The following is a 20,323-nucleotide window of genomic DNA, read 5'->3' on the forward strand; positions in this document are numbered from 1 at the left end:
CAGATCCCGGACCTGACATTTTTTCACATATAGAAAAAAAGCTGAAGAATCCACCTCTTCAGCTTTCATATAAAATATTCATTTAACACTCTCGGCAAGTTCCCGCATAGCGTTCAATTTAGCTGTCAGTTCCAGGAACCACTCTTGATCCCCTGTTTCAAGTGCCAGGTCGATCAGGAATTGAATTTGTTCTTTATTTTTCACATGTGTATCCGGGATTTTATTGACCTGCCTGTTTAGTAGGGGAAGACTTCTTCCTTCGATTGTCTTATTATCACTGGTTACGATCTTCGCTTTTACGCCGCCACCCTGATTGTCAAGGTTCTCGACATAGCCGATGATCAGTTCACCCGTAAGCAATGTTCCTTTAATCCAATCTCCCACTTGTAGGATACCTTGTTCGTTTGACATATCTTTTCACCCTTTCAACTGTAATGTTATTTGTTACATTTATATGGCCAGAAAGCTTTTACGCTTTCTCCTGATTGATCATTTCAATGATATCTTTGATCGTGTAGTCTTTTAGATAGTCCCCAAGCTTTTCTTCTGCCCCAAGGAAAATCTGAAATAAGACATTTTTCATGTTTGCCCCTACGAGACACTTGTCATTTGAAGCCGTGCATTTAGGCTGCAGGGCACCTTCTGACGTGATTTTATAAATATCCCAAAGATTGATGTCACTGAGTTCCCTGGCAAAGATGAATCCCCCGCCTGTGCCTTCTTTGGATGCGATGAATCCCTGCTTCTTCAAGAGACTAAGGACTTTGCGAATTCGGACGGGATGGACTCCTGCACTTTCCGAAATTGCATCACTTGTCGACATGCGGTCCGTTTGCAGGGCCAGGTACGTTAAACTATGGATGGCTAATGTAAAGTCGCTATTCATGGCCTGCCTCCTTCACGGATATTACTGTAATGGTAACTTTTACAGTTTAGACTGTCAAGAATCCGGATTTGGTTAATTGGCCAGTTTTTGCAGCTCATTGTATTCGAAATTACGTATTTTCCTTGGAAGAAAACTACGAATTTCTTCATCATTATAGCCAATCTGCAGTCTTTTCTCATCCAGCATGATCGGTCTTTTCAAAATAAGTGGATTTTCTTTAATCAATGTATATAAATCCTGGAGTGGCAACGAATCAATGTCGACCTTTAACTCCTGGTACGCCTTTGATTGTTTGGAAATGATGTCCTCTGTCCCATTTTCGGTCAGGCGCAGAATCGATTTGATCTCATCAGGTGTCAACGGTTCTGTCAGCATGTTACGCTCCACGTATTCGATTGAATGCTCCTCAAGCCACGCTCTCGCTTTCCGGCAGGACGTACAGCTTGGTGTCAGAAATAGATTGACCATGTGTTTACACACTCCTCGTTAAATGTAATAAAAAAAGTAACAGTTATAATTTAAAAATATTACCCTTCTTCCGGGTACACTGTAATAATAATATTTACAGTTAGAGAAGTCAACCCTTTTTAGAATACTCTTTTTAAAACTCTATTGTTATTGTTATTTCTTCTTTACCCGATAAGCTAAATGAATAAACGCAACATGAATCACCCTAAACCTTTTTTGACACAAAAGCTTATACTTTAGAAAAGATTTCATAAATCGGATAAAAAGAAGAATCCTTCCCGATTAGAGAAGAATTCCTTATACCACTCTATTTTCTTGAAACAGCACCTTTGGCAGAGACGGCAGCGAATGTAATGGTTATGGCGCAAACAATGACAATTGCGATCACACCCTGCATCAGATCCCAGAACACCCACCCATCGATGAGGGCTGTACGCATACTTTCAAATACATAGGTGGTCGGGTTGATCGTGGCAGCGATTTTCAACCACTGGGCTTCGATCAATTCATATGGAACGAATGTCGTACTCAAAAAAATCAGCGGGAAAAAGATAAATGTACCCGCCTGTGCGGCCTGGGCGTTCCTTGTCCGCAGGGCGATCCCAACGGAATAACCTGCAAACGCAAGTCCCCAGCCGATGGCAATCAACAGGACGAATAACACGCCGGCAAAACCTGTCTTAACGTCAAGCCCAAGTAAAAAGGCCATCCCGATGATGAGCAAAGTCTGGACCAAGAGCTGCAGCATTCCTGCAATGATTGGGCCAAGGACAATGGCAAGCCTTGACGCCGGGGTCAAAAGGAGTCTCGAGAAAAACCCTGTCTCAATATCTTTCACGATACTCTGTCCCGCTCCCCCAGCTCCGCCGATGGCAGCAGAGACGATGGATACGGGAAGGATGAATGCAAGGTAATCGGCTCCTTCAAAGGTCGGCAATTGAGATATTCCACTCAATCCCCCCTCATATACGAGAAGGAAGAAAGCAGAAATGATCAAGTTAGGTATGAATGAAAACGGGTTTCGAAGAGTGGTCTTGATGTTCCGGATTGTCATGAGCCACGTATCCTTGAATACATTATTCGCCACGGCTCTTCACCCCTTCCTTCGTCTCCGTCGTCAATTTCAGGAAGATATCATCCAGTGTAGGGGAAGACAACTGAATATCCGTGATGCCGATATCCTCTGCATCGAGGATCCGGACCACCTCAAGCAGCTGCTTGGTCCCTTCTTCTACATATACCAGGATCTTGTCCTGCTGGGCGAGGACGTCAACACCCGCCAATTGTGAGCGGATCAGTTCCACACTGCGATCAATCTCGTCACGATTCTTCAATGTGAGGGTAATGAGATCTTGACCGATCTCTGCCTTCAATTCCTTAGGGGATCCCATCGCGACGATCTCTCCCTTATTGATGATGCCGATCCGGTCCGCCAGGGAGTCTGCCTCTTCCAGATACTGTGTCGTGAGGAAAATGGTCGTTCCCTTCTCCTTATTCAGTCTCCGAAGTTCTTTCCAAATCGCTGCCCGGCTGGATGGGTCCAGTCCCGTCGTAGGTTCATCCAGGAAAAGAATATTCGGTTCGTTGACGAGGGTGAGGGCAAGATCCAGCCTTCTTCTCATCCCCCCGGAATACCCGCCGATCCTCCGCTCGGATGCTTCCGACAGATCCACGATCTCAAGGAGCTCCTGTGCACGACGCTTCCCTTCATCCTTCCCAAAGCCGAATATGTACGCCTGGAGCTCCACCATCTCGCGACCAGTCAAATCCGGATCGACCCCCGTTTCCTGAAGGGCGACGCCAATATGGCGACGGACGTGTTCAGGCTCCCTGATGACATCATACCCTGCCACTTCCACTTTCCCCGAAGAAGCATTAATCAGCGTTGTCAGAATCTGAACCGTCGTTGACTTCCCGGCACCATTCGGACCTAAAAAAGCAAAAAACTCTCCCTCTTCGACTTGAAACGATACACCTTTCACCGCCTGTACATTTCCCTTTTTAAACGTTTTCGTCAAATTCTCCACTTCGATCTTGCCATTCATGAGCATCCCTCCATTCTACCTATTTCTATTCGAGGAGGGGATTGTTTTATCCTTTAATAGGTTGGGGTCGATGTGCTGAAAAAAGCCACGGGGACAGGTCCCCCGGCTCTTATTGAGCCAAGGGACCTGTTCCCGTGGAACATTCTCCTTCAGAACGCATGAAGGACCGGGTTAATGCTACCATCTGATCCGGCTGTTCGAGGATGGTCCAGTGCCCGCTTTCTTTCACTTCGGTGAGTGTGGCATTAGGTAAGTGGTTTATGATGTGTTTCTCTATGTACTCAGGCGTTAAGATATCGTGTGATCCTTGTGCAATTAAAATAGGGAGGGAACCAAGCTCTGAAAGGGATGGCAGCAGGTTGTAATCTTGATCGAGTTTCTTTCCTATGTAATTAAGGGCAACTTTGTTAAATGAAATCTCTTTTTTCTTTCTTAATGTATCGAGTGAATACACATAATAGGGATCCAGCAGTTGCTGAAGCTTCTTTGAGGCATGGGCACTGAACAGGGAGGTAAGAGAATACCACCCGAAAAGTACTTTATTGTAAAACCCGAGCTTTTGGAAAAGATTTTGTTTGAACGCACGGTAGTCCTCAGAGGTTAAGCCGACAGCGGCGGTCAGTATGAGCTTATTGATGCGTTCCGGATACTTTGCTGCATAAGACAGAGCAAGGATACTCCCCCATGACTCGCCGAACAGCGTCACTTTCTCCAGGTTTAAGGCTTTTCTAAGTGCTTCAAGATTGCTGATTTCATCCTCAATCGAATACTTATGACCTTGCTTCACTTCAGACTTCCCGCACCCCGTTTGGTCATATAAAATGATTTGGAAATCCTTTGACAGGGGCTCCATCTGTGGGAGGAAATAGTCAAGACTCCCACCTGGTCCGCCATGCAGGAAGATCATTGGCTCCCCTTTTCCTTTTTGTTTAGTGAATAGAGTCTTTCCATTCATCTTGAGATACTTTTCTTCCATTAGTCCAACAGCCTCCTGTTAATGAATAAATACACGGACGTGAGCAGGACGAGGATTGCGACCACCAGTACGGTCCCTTCATGGGCATAATCGATGATGCTGTTGATGATCACGATCAGTCCCAGCGGAAAGAAGAATAGCAATCCGGTGATGGTTCCAAGCAGCGATTTATTCTTGACCATTTTTTCATTGAAGCCCGCGAGCAGCCATGTCTGTTTTTTCACACCAACTAAGAATGAAACCAGTAATAGAGCTATACCGATGATCAATAATCCGTAGTCCATATTGATTCCTCCATTTTATCGGGAATAATTATATGTACGATTCAGATTAATGGTGGTTCCATATTATTCCTAAAAAATAAAAAGACAGGTCAGCTGGCGCTTAATTTTGGAGCACCAAGGGACCCGTCCGTGATAAATATATTAAGGCATAGAGCTGACAGCGAAAAAAAAAACACTGTGGTTACCATTAAGAACACCATCCAGCCGTTTGAAACAGCAAGTACCGTTCTTATCTTCATGACTTTATCGAGCTTAATCTGAATGATAAAACCTGCACCCACACAGGCAATCCAAGCCGTTATACCAATTGGTGAAAACAAGTAGGCTGAGTTCATGATCCAGAGAATGAGAATCATAAAGTGAACCATCACGAATACGACAGCGATTTTCTTCATTGTGTTCCTTCCTGACTTAAGTGGCGACGTCCGGATGTATTCAGATTTGCTCCGTTTGCCTTCTCACCCTGTCCCTTGACCCGCTTCAACGTCGCTACAATCAGGAAACTCACGATGACGAGAAGAAGCCATGAACTGACCTTTCCAAGATGAACGAGGCTCCAGGCATCCCTCTGATTCGGATACTCCCAGGCACCGAAGAACGTGGCGATATTCTCAGCGATCCAGATAAAAAAGCCGATGAGGAAAAATGATAGGGCAAGGGGCATATGATAACGGGTGCCGCCGATTACATATTCGACCCACGTTTTCCAAAAGACTACGATGACAAGTCCCGACAACCACCAGCGAATGTCAATCCAGTAGTGATGGGTGAAGAAGTTCAGATAAATGGCTGCAGCCAGGGGAACGACGACCAAAAAAGGCGGCCACTGAATCAGTTTCACATCGAGCCTCCTCCACGCCTGACACAGGTAGCTTGCTACACTTGCATACATGAATCCGCTATATAAAGGGACACCGAACAGTTTGGAATAACCTTCGTCAGGATAGGACCACGAGCCCATATGTACCTTGAAAAGCTCAAGGCAAAGACCAATGATGTGAAACAGCGTGATCACCTTCAGTTCATCACGGGTTTCAAGACCCGATTTCACCATCCCCCACTGCATCAGAAGGCAGATGAGAAGCAGCCAGTCATATCTCGGCAGGAGAGGAAGCGGGATGATTTGAGTCAGTGCCAAAGAAGCAAAGATGACCACCGGAAATAAGCAGGACAAGGCCTGCTCCCAGCCGAAACGACAGAGCTGTTTGATGGCTCTCATGTTTATGATTCCCCTTCGCCTTCATCAGGTTGATACTCCAATAGATCTCCCGGCTGACAATCGAGTGCCTTACAGATCGCCTCCAGGGTAGATAGTCGAACCGCCTTTGCTTTCCCATTTTTCAAAATCGACAGGTTCGCCATGGTGATCCCCACCTTTTCCGAAAGCTCCGTCACACTCATTTTCCGTTTTGCAAGCATTACATCAATATTGATTATAATTGCCATAATTTCACCTCAGACCGTTAAATCATTTTCAGATTTGATTTCAATGGCATTGTTAAGAAGCTTCTGGAGGACCGCTGCAAAGACGGCGATCACAACTGAACCGAAGATAAAGATCATGCCGATGACGATGACTCCAGGTGCGTCATCTGCCTCCGCCAGCATATAAAAGAGCGGCATACCCACAGTGTAGAAGGAGCCGATGACGATCGCACAGGTTTTGATCGTCTTTAACGCTTTGACGGATGATTCCGAGAACGCATTGTTCCGATCAATAAACGTTAACAGTTTGAATGCTTGATACAATGCGGCGTAGAAAGGAATCGCAGACGCGTACATGACGGCGAGAATTCCATAAATCATATTGGCAAAGCTCGAGCCAGACACATTCATGGCGAGCAGGGGTAACCCGTAGAAGCATAATGCAGCAATGGGAGTCCCGATAAGAAATAAAGCAATCTTCAAAAAGAGCGTTTCCCGTTTCATTCATAGCACCTCACTTGATAATATAATATGAATTTATCATGTTATTTATTGTTTTACAATAAATTTTTATTATTTTTACTGATATGTTTATTGATAAATAAAAAGCACCCCTCATTCGTGGGGATGCTCTCCAACCGGAATCCAAATATCCATTTCATATTCATCGCTATCTTCTTTTCCAAACAAATGCCCGTCCACCACTTCAACCTCGGGCATTCCTTTTTCAATGAGATATCCTTCCTGGTCAAAGACCTTCCACAGCTTGTGGTAGGTTACAGGAATGTTATTGGAGGGGCCTATATGCTTGAATACGACATATTTCTGCTTCGGGAAAATGTGGACCGTCAAGTCCTTTCTCATTCTTCGGAAAGTTACAGAATCCATCTCAAACCCACAGGTATAATAATAGTCATCACTTCTGGGGGGAAGGCACACCCCTACAATCTGATCCACCTGATTCGTTGTGACGAACTCCTTCGCTTTCTCCCATAGGCCGGGTATCGGATACGCAAAATCTTCGCCCCAGCTTCCCGGAGCACTATATCCGACCACAACAAAAGCTTCCTTTACCACTTCTTCAAATTCCATTCTCTCACGCCTTTCATCTCACATGCACTCATCTAATATAATAGAAATTTTAGAAACCCTCCTGTTCATTCTTGCTCATAATAGACAGGTGGGGACACAGGTGAGGGACGGACCTCTAAATCGGATGAACCAACGGAGTGACGATCCCTTTTTGAGGTCCTCCCTCAAAAAGGAGCCCGGCCACATGGCCGGACTCCTTTAAGTGAATGTTAGTCATGCGCGAGCACGGTGCGCGATTGTTTTCGTTCCTGGAAATAGTAGAGTACGAGTGTTGCCGCAACCAGGATTCCCATGATCATGTAGAGGGAACGGTAGCCTGTCAAAGGAATCAGGAATCCAAGGGCATACGGTCCAAATCCGAGTCCCGCATCCAGGGAGATATAGTAGGTGGAGGTTGCGAGACCTACCCGCTCCGGTGGCACGGCCTTGACTGCGATTGCCTGTGTGACGGATTGCATGTTCCCGAATCCGAGACCGATCAGGACACCTGAAAGAAGCAGGATCATCGTGTTGCCTGCCGCACTTAACAAAAATAATCCGGCAGCGAACAGGACGAATGCCGGTAGCATAACCGCCTTTGCCCCTTTCGCATCCATCAGCCTTCCTGTAAAGGGACGCGATACAAGAATTGCAACAGCGTAGACCACAAAGAATACACTCGCTGCTTCCACAAGGTCGATGTCGATGGCATAGAAATTAATGAACGAAAGAACACTTGAATAAGCAAGGGAGACGAACAGGACAACAAGTGCAATCGGAAGTGCCTTTGGTTCGATAAAGCTTGCCAGACTCAGACGTTCTTTCTCCGTTCTTTTCCCAGCCGGTTTTTTGACGACCGGGATTTTCACAAACAAGGTGAAGACATAGCTAATGACCCCAAGGGCAAGACAGAAAGCAAAGATCGTCTGGAAGCTTGCATGCTGACTTAAGAAAAGACCAAAGAACGGGCCAACAGCTGTAGCAAGGGTGATACTCATGCTGTAGTACCCTATCCCTTCTCCTTTCCGGCTCGCTGGAATAATCTCTGCCACTATCGTACCCGTAGCCGTACTGACCATGCCGAGTGCCACCCCGTGAAGGAAACGAGTGAGCAGCAGGAAACTGATGCCACCCTCTACGAAATAAAGGCAGGATGTCGCAATAAAGGCGATCATACCGACAAACAGCATTTTCTTATTCCCGATGGCCGTGATCATCCGTCCGAGGAACAGTCTTCCAATCAAGGTCCCGATAATGAAGATCCCCGTTACGAGACCCGCCTGACTCTCTGACGCCCCGAATTCATCCACGGCATACACCGCCATGGTAACAAGCAATAAGTAAAAAATTAAATAGATAAAAAAATTGGCGATGGACATAAGGGTAAAGTCCTTCGTCCATAGCCTTGATTGTGTCTGACTCATCTGTAAAACTCCTTATCTGTTCATATTCTCCTTAATCCTTTTCATCAGTGTAATCATCTCAAGCTGCTTCTCTTCGCTTACGCCTTCCATAATGGACTGTTCAAAGTGATCGATGGTTTTACGGGCTTCCTCATAAATTTCAATGCCAGCCTGCGTAAGCTGCATTCGCTTTTCCCTTCGATCCTTACCTGGTATCCGCTCGATATATCCAGCATCCTCCAATTGATGAACCGTCCTCGTAATCGTCGGTTTTTCCACACTTTGATAGTGAGAGATTTCCACACTGGATGCAGGTCCGTTGTGATAGAGGTTGTAAAGGATCGTCCACTGCGCCCTCTGCAGACCGTGTTCATTCAGCTGGACGTTCAATTGATTTTCGAATGGCCTGTAGAGCCTGATGAGCTCCTGAAAAAATTGTTGTGCCGGCTTCATTAACTGCTTCCTCCTTTGTATATAGTTATCTTGGGTAATAGTTATCACTGGTAACTATTATAGTGTAGCAGATTTTTTATGGGATGTCGATAATGTGGGATTGGAGGTCCGTCTCTCTTTGATAAAAGCAAAAGCCCTCGTTTCGTAGCATCGTAGGTTAACCTCGCTAGTCAGGCCAGAGCTATAATACGAAGAGGGCTGTTGTTTGATATAGGATAATAGTTTATATATGTAGTTGAATGATTGAATGGAATGGGTATGATAACTTAGAATTACCGATTTTTTATTAATTAATTCCTCCCTTGTAAACAGTTATTTAACCGGTTTGACATTCATTAAATCCATAGTTTGATTAATTAATCCTGTTTGTGGAATTTTCTTTAGAGAGAGGCAAGCAAGGTCCTTGTAACCAAGAAAAGAAGAATTATCGAAGCTTGCCGCTACGTTTTCTCCCAACGTCCCAGTGACTCCGGTAACTAAGATTCTCTTGCCTTTTATCACCATGTTACAACCACCATTCTTTCTGAGGAATCAACCGAATTCTATTAAACTCAAATTCCTTTTCAAACCAACTTCTCATCAATGTCTCATGAACAAGATACTCCGATGCAGAATGGGAGACACCGATAAGAGACATCTTCGTATGTTCCGCATATGCGATCACTTCTTCGTATCTTTTTCTTCCGTACTCGTTGTCTATGTGGCAATGGATTTCCCCGGATATATAAGCATCCACCCCTAAGTCTTCAGCCTCTTTCATCCATGCCGTTTTATCGCCGCAGCCAGCTACGATGGCGACTTTTTCTATTTTCCGTTTCCTACCCTCGAAATCCACGTAAGGAAGATCAAATATATCTTTTAACCCCTGTATCAACTCGTCTGTATCCTTCTCTTCCACTTCACCGATGATTCCGATATGCCCATGCTTCTCATCATGGACAAATCGATCAATTATCTTCACATTCATAGCTTCAGCGATGGCTTGACTGGTTCCTAATGTCAGATGGTAATCAAGAGGAACATGGCACGTATAGATGGAAAGTTCATTCTTGATCACTCTGTCTATCAGGGATTCCTTGATGGGAACGAACCCCCTTCCCCAGTCTCCTTGTGGGTCGCCACACTCCATTAAAAGCGGGTGATGCATGAACAAGAGATCGCCAGGCTCTCCTTCTCGAATGAATGTCTCCAATACATCCTCTGTAGGAAAAACGGCGAGGAACACGTTCTTCACTTCACTTTCCCCTTGAAACATGAGTCCATTGAATAATTCAGTGAAGGCAGGCTCGAATTTGGCCTCCCAATCCATTTTCCCTTCGTATACCTGTGGAATGAATCGGCTGAACGCGGGATCCTTCCCATAACTTTTTATTTCAAATGTCTGATCCAATCGTCTAACAATATCGCTTAAGCTTGCCACAAGACTCCTCCTCTGGTTTTTCATTAACTATACATTTTTACCTATATTAGGTAAATAGACAAATAAAAAAAGAAGCAGCATAAGCCACTCCTCTTCTATAAATCTATTCGTTTCTAGGATCGATATAATCTGGATAATCCGTAATGATCGCGTCCACGTCCATATCGAACAGGAAGTCCGCCGCTTCATGACTGCGCACTGTCCAAGATCCGATCTGCATGTCCAGGGAGTGAACGTCCTTCACAACCTGTTCTGTTACAATCCCATAGCTCGGATTGAACCATTCTGCATACCTAGAGATTTCTTTTAATGCTTCCGGTGTCGCTTGCGCCTGACTCCAGGCTAAAACGCCGACTGGAACTTTCGGAAGCAGTTGATCCATTTTCTTCATCGAATCAAAGTTAAAGGATTGAAGGATGATTTTTTCATTTTGCGGTTTATCAAGTTGTCGTTCCTTTAATGCGTCAGCCACTTGTTCTTCGATCCCTGGATAAAGCTCCGGAGACTTCATTTCGATTAAGATCCCTACTTTTCCATGATAGCGATCCAGAACCTCTTCAAATGTCGGGATCTCTTCTCCTGCAAATTGTTCACCTTTCCAGCTTCCTGCATCAAGACTCTTCATTTCCTCGAGTGTCAGATCCCCTACTTTTCCCGATCCATCGGTTGTGCGATCCACTGATGTATCATGGATGACAACCAATTCACCATCTTTGCTACGTTGAACATCGATTTCAATATAATCCGCCTTCATATCAACAGCCAGATCATAGCTTGCCATCGTGTTTTCAGGTGCATAGGCAGCCGCCCCGCGGTGTGCAATATTCTCTACCTGCTTTGCCTCACCAGTTGTCGGTTCCTCTGCAAACGCTTGACTAAATGGGCTCAATAACAATGAAAACGCCATTCCTGTACTGATCAATACTTTTTTGTTCATATTCATCATCTCCTATCCCAAATATGTATTCGACTACATTCTAGGAGAGGGGTATTGAGTGGGTATGTAGGTATCTATTGGTCTTGATGAAGGTTGTGTAAAGGAAATTCGACCTTTTTTCTTACGGATTTTTACAATAAAAGAAAAAAAGGATGTGAAGTAGTATATTGTGCTTACGATAATAAGATAGACCTCATCTTTATTTAAAAGAATCTGCTATGTTTATCATTGTTTCTTTTGTCACTTCTATGTCCAATCCAATAGTCTGGTAGTTTAGAATATAAAAATAATCTCCATCTTTCCAATTCACATCAAGGCCAGCCTTATCTTCAGTATAAAAGCCATCTTTCCCGTTAATCATTACCTCTTCTTTTTCAAAATCACCTTCAAATGTCACGTCTCCAGAATGGATTCTCAGATCAAATACCTCACCGTCTTCTCCATTGAACATAATGGAGTAAATAGCAGATTTGTGGGGAGGCATCTGAATTTCGTAATCCTCCACCACCATCGGGAATCGGGTGGGCAACTTAGGGTCGATCCCTTCTTTTTTTAGATCCCTGGAAAGTTGATCATGATCATACTTAGTCAGTGTTTGTCCGTTGCTGCATCCCGCCATGGATAATAGAATCATCATGCATACAATCATCCATTTTTTCATGGAAATCCCCCCTGTATATTACCTATACGGTTTAGTGAGGAAAAGGTTTCTTACTTTTTGTAAGGAGTTAACTCCTTATCATGCCGGTTCAAACCACTTTCATGCGCGAATCAGAGGAATTGTGCGAGCTTTCAACTATTCATGCGAGAAATGAACTAATCATGTGGGATTACAAATAATCATGCCTCATTGTCGAATAATCTTTATTTCTCGAGACTCCTACTCCATTCATCTTCCAAAATACTCATCTCCCACAAGCTCCAATATTCATTCCCGTACTTTCTGGCATCTCTCAAAAGTCCCTCTTTGATGAACCCCACCTTCTCATAGCAGCGAATGGCTGATGCATTAAAGTCAAAGACCCCCAGGCTAACACGGTGTAAACCGAGCTCGTCAAAAGCAATATAAAGGATCTTGTTGATCATTTGCTCCCCCACTCCTTTGCCCCGTGTGGTTTCGTTTCCAACCAGGATTTTCCCGATTCTTGCGGAGCAATTCTCACGGTCTATTCTACCAAGGGAGATGTGGCCGATGACCTCACCGTCTTCCAATACTTTATAGATCAAAGTTTCTGCACCGTCTCTATTCGCATTCTTCAGATACTTCTCGAGCTGGGATTCATCCAGGGGGTAATGAAAACCCGGGCCTCCCCATTGGAGGAGGAATGAAGGGGATTCGACCCAATCCATTAGCTGCTTGAAATCTTCATTTTGAAAATATGCGAGTTCAATCATGTCTATTTGCTCCTTTCTTATTTACCAATTACAACTCTTTGCTTTATGGTTACAATCTTTCCTAAAGCAATTTTGGAAAAGAAGATACCCAGTACGACAAGGAGAAGAAATCCGGTTCCCATCGCGAGTCCTCCTACCATGTTCCCTATTACTAGACCGGCTGCCCCGATCATTTTCCCTACTTGAAATACGAGTCCATTCATGGCCATATATGCACCACGTTTGTTGTCATCTACAATGTCGGCAAGGAGTGACTGGCGTGTTGGAACATATAACAGCTCACCTATGGTGAGGACGACCACAGATACGAAGAGGATGAGCAAATGATTGCTGAAGGCCATAAAGAAGTAGCCGAGTCCGAAGAGGATGAATCCAGTGTACATGATTGGCTCCTCTCTTTTTCCAGTGATCCATTTGCCGGCAACTCCAGTGAATAAAACGATTAAAAGTGTATTGACGACGGTAAGCATGCTCAATAGTCGGATTCCATCCATTTCAAATGAAAAAAGATTGAAAAGGTGTATTGTCTGCGGGATGATGTCTTCCTCAAGCCTGACGGAAATAAAATTATTCCGTTGAAATTCAATCGATAGGATTGCAATTCCGCCGAAGGTAAACGCCATAAACGTCCAATCTTTCATTACCAGGGCATAACTTTTCAGAAGGGGCTTAATCCCGTAGTTCCCCTGTTCTCTATGACTTTTGACTTGATACGTATCAATGATGAGAGAATAGGTCATCCACAGTGTCAGCAGCCCCATTAGAAGAAGGCCCGCAATCAATTCAAAGAAATGCTGTTCAAAGAACCAGCCCCCTATCATGAGCCCAATCATGATTGATAAGTTTACGGCCCAGTAATTGACGGAATACATAAAGGCCCTCGTTTCTTTCGTGCTGACATCGATGAGCATGGCTTCAGATGCAGGATTAACAATTCCGGATGAAACTCCAATCACCAGCAGCATGATAAAGGTGATCCAAGGAGACGTGAAAAGGGGTGAATTAACTACAAGTAATCCGACAAACGCAACGACTTTCATGGCTTCTCCTGTTACCATCAGTCTCTTCCTTCCAATAACATCAGCAAGATATCCCCCGTACAGGCCGGCTATGAACTGAACGGCGACTTGGACTAGCAGGAGAACTCCCGCAACAGATGCATTGATTTCCTTAGTGAAATAAATCGCCATAAATGGGAAAACGGCTGATCCCACAATCCGGCTTAAAAATGACGTATAAATCCTAACCTTGATATTTGGATGTAGTGTTGCAAACATAGTATCATCTCCTCTATATTTCCATTATGTGCTAGAAGAAAAGGGGTAAAAAGGGTACAATTAGAGAAATAATGTCCCCTTTTAGGAGGAGAATAGAAATGAACGACCGATATTTCACCATGAGAGCACACTTTTTCGAACGAGAAGAGAACGGCGAATGCACGTTTAAACTAAAGGAACTTGAAGAACGGTGGTTCTGTTCAGTAAAAAACGTTAAAAGGATTCTGAAACAGTTTGAAGAGTTAGGGAGACTCACTTACATACCAGGAGCTGGACGAGGTAATCTCTCAAGGGTGAGGTTTACGAACACCTTCCAGAAAGAAGTAGAGGAATTCATGAAAGAGTGCATGGACCATGATCAGCTCGATCAAGCGGCTCAGCTCCTAAGACTCCCGATTCCGAAATCATGGATTGCAAATGTGTCTTCAGAAATCCGGGAGATGTTCGGATATCAGACAGGGGCAGAATCAAAAGATATATTACACGCATTTATTTCACGTGACATCACTACCCTTGACCCATTAAAGGTGTCTATTTCATTTGAATCGCATTTAATTGAATACCTTGGGGACACTCTCGTAAAATATGATCCTGTAAACGACCAGATCCTCCCTCATATCGCACACCACTTCAGCACGGAGGATGGGAAAAAGTGGACGTTCCATTTGCGTAAGGGCATCTATTTTCATCACCACGAGCAACTGACAAGTAAAGATATTGCTTATACGGTTGAACGAATGAAGAACAGTGCAGAGTCGTCCCATCAATGGTTAGCAGAAGATATCCAAAGTGTGGAATGTCCAAGTCCTTCCAAAGTCATCTTTTCGTTAAAAAAGGAAAATCCCTTCTTTCTGCGCTATATCGCTTCACCTAACTTTTGCATTCTACCGGCTAATCAACCTTTTGATGAAAGTGAATGGATTGGCACTGGTCCATTTTTATTGAAGGAACGGTCTGACAATAAAATGGTGTTTGAAGCATTTGACCGCTATTTCCTTGAACGCCCTCTCCTGGATGAACTCCATTTTTACAAAGTCAGTCAGGATGCTGCACACATAGTTGATTTCACTCTCCAACATCCTCCTACACAAGAGGTGATGAGCAAACATGAAATTGAAACGGGCTTTCGATTCCTCATGTGTAATTTGAGAAGGAAAACTGTCATCCGGCATCCATCCATGCGAAAAGCCTTGTACCACCTGATGGATATTAAACAAATGGCAATGGACCTCAAACTGGAACCATTTATAGAAGCAAGCAGCTTTGTGAATTCCCGCTCCACACCGCAAGTCAAGGACCCCCAGACCATCCAATCACTTCTTAAAGAAGCCGGTTACTGCGGGGAACCTATCACGCTTTATCATATGTATTATCAAAAAGCTTTCGGAGTAGCTGATTGGTTTAAGAGAAAAGGAGAAGAATATGGAATCAACTTCGAACTCTACCCATTTACTTTCAACGATTTCTATCTACGGGAAATCGATGAGAAAGCAGATTTGATTTTTATGGGGGAGGTATCATCCTTAGATCCCCACCTTTCTTTCCTGGCAGCTTTTTATAATGATACACTTTTATTCAGGAGGATGTTTCCTTCGAGCTCATTAAAATGGATTGATAGGAAACTCGAGATATTTAAACAGAAAGAAGCTGATCAACGGGAAGAAATCATGATGGAAATCGAAGAACATATCCGGGAGAACAATCTATTAATCTTTCAACACCACCCGATCAAGACAAGGACCTTTCACCCGATGATAAAAGATGTGACCTTTCATTCATTTGGCCATTTTGATTTTTCGAAACTTTGGATTCCGCGGTGATAACGGAAGTATACTTGCAAGTCCCCTTTTCTTGGAGAAAAGGGGACTTGCAAGCTGTGCATCCTGGAATCGTTTTTAAGATGCCAGATTAAAACTAGCAATTACATATCACACAATTTTTCTTCTCCAGTCATCATATCCCTCACTTTATACTTTTTCTTCCTTACCTCTTCTTCCCCAATAACAATCACATTCCTGACACCTTCTCTATTCGCTTTTTCCAGAAGCTTACCTAATTTCCTTCTGCTCATTTCAAGTTCCACCGTCTTACCACTTCTTCTTAAATCAGCCGCAATCCGCAAAGCCTCCTTTTCGGTACCAAGGGGGATGATGTAATAGTCAATGCCTGAAGTATGATTCGCGTTTTGCCGGGAAGAGGTGATCGCTGCATATATGACATCCAGACCAAAGGAGATACCGACTGTCGAAATTGCTTCATCTGTACCAAGAAGCCCGCCGATAGCATTATCATACCGTCCGCCGCTCCCGATGCTTGAGGTGATGGATCGGTCTGTTAAAAATATTTCGTAGATGGTTCCTGTGTAAATTTCCAGTCCTCTTGCTAAAAAGGGATTGAACACACATTTGTCTGTCATGTCCAGGAAGTCAAGATAGGAGGAGAGTTCCTTTACCTCCTCTAATCCTTCCCTGACATCTGCATTCTCTTTGGAATACGATTCGAAATAATCAAAACTGGCATTGTTTTCATCTGTTAAAAATTGTTCGATGGCGCTTTTGGTTAATTTCGTTATCTGCATTTCTTCAAGCTCTGTCACAACCGATTTGACACCGACCTTTTCAAGTTTATCCAGAATGAGGACTGCCCGATTGATTTTATCCGCCTCCACACCGAACACCTCAAGCATCCCGGTCAGAAGTTTTCGGTTATTGTATTGGATGGTTACATCCATATCGAGCTTTCCGAAGGCATCCAACGCCATCATCATCAGCTCCGCTTCCGCCACCTGTGAATCGACGCCTACAATATCTACATCGCACTGGGTGAACTCCCGGAACCGCCCGGCCTTGATAGGTCCGTCCCTGAACACTTTTCCGATTTCATAGCGCTTGAACGGCATGGGGATGGCCGGGTTCATGGCTGCCACCTTGGCAAAGGGAATCGTCAGGTCATAGCGCAGGGCAAGGTTTCTTTTTCCCCTGTCCGTTAAGGTGTACATCTCCTCCAGGATCTCAGCTCCACCCGCATATTTTGAGGCGAGCAGCTCTGTATAATTCAGGATGGGGGTCTCCAGGGGCTTGCATCCGTATTGGATGAACACATCCTCCAATGTTCTCCTGACTTCCCTTCTAATCACTTCCGCCTCAGGTAAATAATCTTGAGTCCCTTTGACATTTTGATAATCCATCTTTTTCATTTTCATCTTTCTTCTCCTCCTTTTTTGTATAAAAAAAGAACCGCACCTGATATAAGCGAATAACTTAATCAAATGCGATTCTATGAGAAATAACCTTCCTATGTGCGATTGTTTAAAATCGGATAGCAAGGTTACTTGATATGGTGATGGAATTGTGTAAACGAGATCTGTTTGTTGATGAGTGTCATTTTTATCCACCTCTTATTTTTATATACATTATCACAGGAAAAAGATGATTTCAATCATCTACATTTGATAGTATCCATGATGAGAGAAGGGAAAGCTAAACGTTCCCCGTGATTTCTTGGATCAAATTTCTTGGAACGAACCCATTCAAATGCAAGGAAAATTCACCGTTTTTTACGATAGGGTTTCTTAAATTGAAGTGGATATATATTCGTCTTTCATACATAACTTGGCGATATACAGAATTTGTCCCAAATGTTCGGAGAAGTGTGCTGCACATTGATGCAAAATATCTAGATTTGTACGTTCTCTGCCTCTGACTAATTGAGTTTTTAGAAACGAGGCTTCCGACATTTGAGTGATTGTATCGATGACAAATTGGAATTGATTCCGAACCGTCTGTATTAAATCTTCCTTAGAACGATACATAGGCTTGAATTCATCTTCACGATTCCTAACAAATGTTCCATTACAAATTCCCTTGTGGATTCTTTCTTTAATATTGCCATCGATGTGACGAATAAGCGTAGAGACACTATGACCGGTATCTCCGGGCATCCAATTTACTTGTTCATCCGTCAATTGTGAGAGTGCCTTTAAAATTCTGTTTTTTATTTCAGAAAACTTAGTGAGTAACCAGTCTTTTTGAATGAGAATCTCCCCCTTCTCAAAACAACCAAAAATTAGACGTAAATAAAATAGCAAATAGTAAAAGATTGATGCCTGTTTCCATTAATGTATAAATAGACTCTCTGTTGTCACTGAACGCTTTCCTTTCCACAAAGGATTTCCATAAATGTCTCACGATGAAAAAGAAGGCTACGATAAAATAGGGCTGAAGGAACCAGTATTCGCTGTCGAAGTCATTCAGAACATGAAGGACAAACCCGGCTATTAATATCACCAGCGTCAAATACTTTAAAAGCTTATCACCTCTTTCATGTTCCTCATTGACGGTATCGAAAGAAAAGAACTTCCTCCTTTTCACCCCGAGCCGTTTGCTGGCCACACGATGAAACATGATAATGGAAATGGCATACATCGCTATGATGAATAGGACTTTTAGAAAAAGTGTCGTCATAAATCCCAAGTTCCTCACCCCTTTCTTTAACTATGGTCCTTACCTTGTTAAGGGATGGTACTCCCGATCCAATATACTCATAAACAAATCGGTCTCAAACTTTCCTTCTATTAATGTGCCTTCCCGTTCTATGCCTTCTTTCACAAACCCGCACTTTTCATAGCAGGCAATGGCCCTGTGATTGTATTCCAACACCCTTAAATCAACACGGTGCAACTGGAGTTCTTCAAACGCGAATGACAGCAGAAGCTGAGTGACTTCTGTCCCGAGTCCTTTTCCTAAAACGGAAGAATCGAATATCCCAATGGCGTACCGGGCGCGTTGATTTTCCTCATTGACGGTCAGTCTTGCCTGGCCGATGCAGTGACCGAGGTATTCTATACACCAGTTGTATTTGGTGGTTAAAATCTTTTCCACAAATGCTCGGGCTTCTTCCATTGTAAAGGGTTGCAGATTTCTGGTATCACCACCGTACATGCGGACAATTTCCTTATGACGTCCGCAACTAAACCGGTCCAAGATGTCACTTTCTTTCGGCTGTCTCAGAAGAACCTGTCTCCCTCTAATAAAAGGGGATTGATTCACACCACCGCCGTTCAATACTTCGAATCCCTCAAAGTAAAACCTTGCTTTATGGATGGCCACTCTTCATCAATGATCGAGTAAACGACGGCATTTCTGACATAGCCCCCTGCCAGGATTCTTTCTTTTCTCAGGACCCCCTCTTTCACAGCACCCATTCTTTCAATGGCTTTCTGGGACCGGAGATTTCGTTCATCTGTTTTAAGCTGAACCCGCATCATCCCAAGTACTTCAAAACAGTATTGGAGAATCAGATACTTACAGTTGGAATTCACGAAGGACCTCTGATGATCTTTGTTGTACCAGGTAGATCCGAGTTCACATGACTTTTGTCTAAGGTTGATTTCGAACAATCTGGTCGACCCGATGATTTTGTTTTGTTCCTTCAACACCACGGCAAAAGGCAAGGCAGTCTGTTGGTCACGCAACTTGACGGCGGCGGTCACCCATTGTTCCATTTCTTCGAGGGTTGTGATTTCCAGCAGCATATAACGCCAGATCTCCGGGTCATTCGCTTCCAGCAGAGCCTTGGAGTGCTTGACCTCCAGGGGAATCAATTTTATTTTCTCGTTTTCTACTATCGGCGGGGAATGAAATAGATTGTTTTTCATATGTCCTCCTACTTTCCCTGATTCATTTTACGAGGTCCGTCCCTCTCTCTAACTGAAATTCGTCGATTATTTTCTCAGCAACCTCTTCCGGACTCATGTTTGTATTATTAATCTTCATATAATTCTGTCTTTCTATTTCCCCTTCAACCGAATTGAGGCGGAGTTTCTCAAGGGAAGCGAGCAATCGTTTTTCGGAGTCTTCGATGTTTCGTTTTGAAGGTTTATGCTGCAGGCGGTTCGGGGTCGTGTTTCTTTGCAGCCTTACTTCTAAGTCGGACTCCAGTTCAACGAAATAGACTTCTCCTCCGTTGGATTCAAAAATGGTTGTGACCTTATCAACCCATTTCCAGTCCTCTTCTTCGTTGAATGCCCACATGAAGGTGAAGATCATTCCGTACTGATCTGTTTTAGCAAATGACTGGAAAATCTCTTCTCTCATCATGCCGCATATTCTCCACATTTCTTCTGAGAATCCAAAGAAAGGCTGAAGCAATTCGATGGTCATATGGTTATGAAATAGCTTTAGTTCTGTTCTCTTTTCTAACTCCTGCCCCACCGTCATTTTCCCGACGGCCTGGGGTCCGAATAGTAAAACGAGTTTCATTGAAATCCCCCCTCTTTTGCTGC

At 43.8% G+C, this 20,323-nt stretch carries 27 protein-coding genes; 1 reads left to right on the plus strand and 26 read right to left on the minus strand.

Annotated elements, in window-relative coordinates:
- Positions 1-78 precede the first annotated feature (78 nt).
- The 20 genes from KYJ26_RS10480 to KYJ26_RS10575 all read right to left on the minus strand — a co-directional run bounded on the left by KYJ26_RS10480 (position 79) and on the right by KYJ26_RS10575 (position 14,040).
- Positions 79-411, minus strand: a complete 333-nt coding sequence (locus tag KYJ26_RS10480; protein WP_219167213.1) for an IDEAL domain-containing protein — start codon at positions 409-411, stop codon at positions 79-81.
- Between the two features lie 58 nt (positions 412-469).
- On the minus strand, positions 470-886 hold the full coding sequence (locus tag KYJ26_RS10485; RefSeq protein WP_219167214.1) for an RrF2 family transcriptional regulator: 417 nt from the start codon (positions 884-886) through the stop codon (positions 470-472).
- Positions 887-958: 72 nt separating this feature from the next.
- Complete coding sequence (gene spxA / locus KYJ26_RS10490; protein WP_219167215.1) at positions 959-1,354, minus strand: transcriptional regulator SpxA; 396 nt, start codon at positions 1,352-1,354, stop codon at positions 959-961.
- A gap of 307 nt (positions 1,355-1,661) precedes the next feature.
- Positions 1,662-2,441 (minus strand): ABC transporter permease, encoded by a 780-nt coding sequence (locus KYJ26_RS10495; RefSeq protein WP_219167216.1) that lies wholly within the window; start codon positions 2,439-2,441, stop codon positions 1,662-1,664.
- A complete protein-coding gene (locus KYJ26_RS10500) occupies positions 2,431-3,399 on the minus strand; it encodes an ATP-binding cassette domain-containing protein (protein WP_219167217.1) in 969 nt (322 codons plus the stop codon). Before KYJ26_RS10500 ends, KYJ26_RS10495 begins: the two co-directional genes overlap by 11 nt.
- A 109-nt stretch (positions 3,400-3,508) precedes the next feature.
- Positions 3,509-4,375, minus strand: coding sequence for an alpha/beta fold hydrolase (locus tag KYJ26_RS10505; RefSeq protein WP_219167218.1), 867 nt, complete (start codon positions 4,373-4,375; stop codon positions 3,509-3,511).
- The gene (locus KYJ26_RS10510) at positions 4,375-4,659 is read right to left on the minus strand and encodes a DUF3784 domain-containing protein (RefSeq protein ID WP_219167219.1); all 285 of its coding nucleotides are present in this window, start codon (positions 4,657-4,659) and stop codon (positions 4,375-4,377) included. The genes KYJ26_RS10505 and KYJ26_RS10510 overlap by 1 nt, the downstream gene beginning before the upstream one ends.
- 89 nt (positions 4,660-4,748) lie before the next feature.
- A complete protein-coding gene (locus KYJ26_RS10515; protein ID WP_219167220.1) occupies positions 4,749-5,054 on the minus strand; it encodes a hypothetical protein in 306 nt (101 codons plus the stop codon).
- Positions 5,051-5,878 (minus strand): DUF817 domain-containing protein, encoded by an 828-nt coding sequence (locus KYJ26_RS10520; RefSeq protein ID WP_219167221.1) that lies wholly within the window; start codon positions 5,876-5,878, stop codon positions 5,051-5,053. Before KYJ26_RS10520 ends, KYJ26_RS10515 begins: the two co-directional genes overlap by 4 nt.
- A gap of 2 nt (positions 5,879-5,880) precedes the next feature.
- Positions 5,881-6,105, minus strand: a complete 225-nt coding sequence (locus KYJ26_RS10525) for a helix-turn-helix domain-containing protein (protein WP_219167222.1) — start codon at positions 6,103-6,105, stop codon at positions 5,881-5,883.
- Positions 6,106-6,114: 9 nt separating this feature from the next.
- Positions 6,115-6,588 (minus strand): DUF2975 domain-containing protein, encoded by a 474-nt coding sequence (locus tag KYJ26_RS10530; RefSeq protein WP_219167223.1) that lies wholly within the window; start codon positions 6,586-6,588, stop codon positions 6,115-6,117.
- Between the two features lie 111 nt (positions 6,589-6,699).
- Positions 6,700-7,176 (minus strand): GyrI-like domain-containing protein, encoded by a 477-nt coding sequence (locus KYJ26_RS10535; protein ID WP_219167224.1) that lies wholly within the window; start codon positions 7,174-7,176, stop codon positions 6,700-6,702.
- Between the two features lie 209 nt (positions 7,177-7,385).
- Entirely contained in the window at positions 7,386-8,579 is a 1,194-nt protein-coding gene (locus KYJ26_RS10540) for an MFS transporter (RefSeq protein WP_219167226.1), read from the minus strand.
- 12 nt (positions 8,580-8,591) lie between these two features.
- Positions 8,592-9,011 (minus strand): MarR family winged helix-turn-helix transcriptional regulator, encoded by a 420-nt coding sequence (locus KYJ26_RS10545; protein WP_219167227.1) that lies wholly within the window; start codon positions 9,009-9,011, stop codon positions 8,592-8,594.
- Between the two features lie 312 nt (positions 9,012-9,323).
- Entirely contained in the window at positions 9,324-9,515 is a 192-nt protein-coding gene (locus KYJ26_RS10550; RefSeq protein WP_219167228.1) for a hypothetical protein, read from the minus strand.
- Between the two features lies 1 nt (position 9,516).
- Positions 9,517-10,431: a Nif3-like dinuclear metal center hexameric protein gene (locus tag KYJ26_RS10555; protein ID WP_219167229.1), complete on the minus strand. Its 915-nt coding sequence runs from the start codon at positions 10,429-10,431 to the stop codon at positions 9,517-9,519.
- A gap of 103 nt (positions 10,432-10,534) precedes the next feature.
- The gene (locus KYJ26_RS10560; protein ID WP_219167231.1) at positions 10,535-11,368 is read right to left on the minus strand and encodes a glycerophosphodiester phosphodiesterase; all 834 of its coding nucleotides are present in this window, start codon (positions 11,366-11,368) and stop codon (positions 10,535-10,537) included.
- A gap of 199 nt (positions 11,369-11,567) precedes the next feature.
- On the minus strand, positions 11,568-12,029 hold the full coding sequence (locus tag KYJ26_RS10565) for a hypothetical protein (protein ID WP_219167233.1): 462 nt from the start codon (positions 12,027-12,029) through the stop codon (positions 11,568-11,570).
- Positions 12,030-12,232: 203 nt separating this feature from the next.
- Entirely contained in the window at positions 12,233-12,763 is a 531-nt protein-coding gene (locus tag KYJ26_RS10570; protein ID WP_219167235.1) for a GNAT family N-acetyltransferase, read from the minus strand.
- Positions 12,764-12,780: 17 nt separating this feature from the next.
- A complete protein-coding gene (locus KYJ26_RS10575; RefSeq protein WP_219167236.1) occupies positions 12,781-14,040 on the minus strand; it encodes an MDR family MFS transporter in 1,260 nt (419 codons plus the stop codon).
- A 98-nt stretch (positions 14,041-14,138) separates the two neighbouring features.
- Here KYJ26_RS10575 and KYJ26_RS10580 point away from each other — a divergent pair, with 98 nt between their 5' ends.
- Positions 14,139-15,860 (plus strand): ABC transporter substrate-binding protein, encoded by a 1,722-nt coding sequence (locus KYJ26_RS10580; RefSeq protein ID WP_219167237.1) that lies wholly within the window; start codon positions 14,139-14,141, stop codon positions 15,858-15,860.
- A 101-nt stretch (positions 15,861-15,961) separates the two neighbouring features.
- Here KYJ26_RS10580 and KYJ26_RS10585 read toward each other — a convergent pair whose 3' ends face one another.
- The 6 genes from KYJ26_RS10585 to KYJ26_RS10610 all read right to left on the minus strand — a co-directional run bounded on the left by KYJ26_RS10585 (position 15,962) and on the right by KYJ26_RS10610 (position 20,300).
- Entirely contained in the window at positions 15,962-17,236 is a 1,275-nt protein-coding gene (locus tag KYJ26_RS10585; protein WP_307513906.1) for a histidine--tRNA ligase, read from the minus strand.
- Between the two features lie 375 nt (positions 17,237-17,611).
- On the minus strand, positions 17,612-18,127 hold the full coding sequence (locus tag KYJ26_RS10590; protein WP_257474969.1) for a DUF1572 domain-containing protein: 516 nt from the start codon (positions 18,125-18,127) through the stop codon (positions 17,612-17,614).
- Positions 18,090-18,503, minus strand: a complete 414-nt coding sequence (locus KYJ26_RS10595) for a DUF4181 domain-containing protein (RefSeq protein WP_257475012.1) — start codon at positions 18,501-18,503, stop codon at positions 18,090-18,092. The genes KYJ26_RS10590 and KYJ26_RS10595 overlap by 38 nt, the downstream gene beginning before the upstream one ends.
- Positions 18,504-18,542: 39 nt before the next feature.
- Complete coding sequence (locus KYJ26_RS10600; protein WP_308807558.1) at positions 18,543-19,148, minus strand: GNAT family N-acetyltransferase; 606 nt, start codon at positions 19,146-19,148, stop codon at positions 18,543-18,545.
- On the minus strand, positions 19,100-19,696 hold the full coding sequence (locus KYJ26_RS10605; protein ID WP_219167239.1) for a GNAT family N-acetyltransferase: 597 nt from the start codon (positions 19,694-19,696) through the stop codon (positions 19,100-19,102). Before KYJ26_RS10605 ends, KYJ26_RS10600 begins: the two co-directional genes overlap by 49 nt.
- Before the next feature lie 22 nt (positions 19,697-19,718).
- Positions 19,719-20,300, minus strand: a complete 582-nt coding sequence (locus tag KYJ26_RS10610) for a DEAD/DEAH box helicase family protein (RefSeq protein ID WP_219167240.1) — start codon at positions 20,298-20,300, stop codon at positions 19,719-19,721.
- Positions 20,301-20,323 lie beyond the last annotated feature (23 nt).

Origin of the sequence: Rossellomorea orangium, assembly GCF_019334305.1 — a bacterium.
In the GTDB taxonomy this organism is placed as follows: domain Bacteria; phylum Bacillota; class Bacilli; order Bacillales; family Bacillaceae_B; genus Rossellomorea.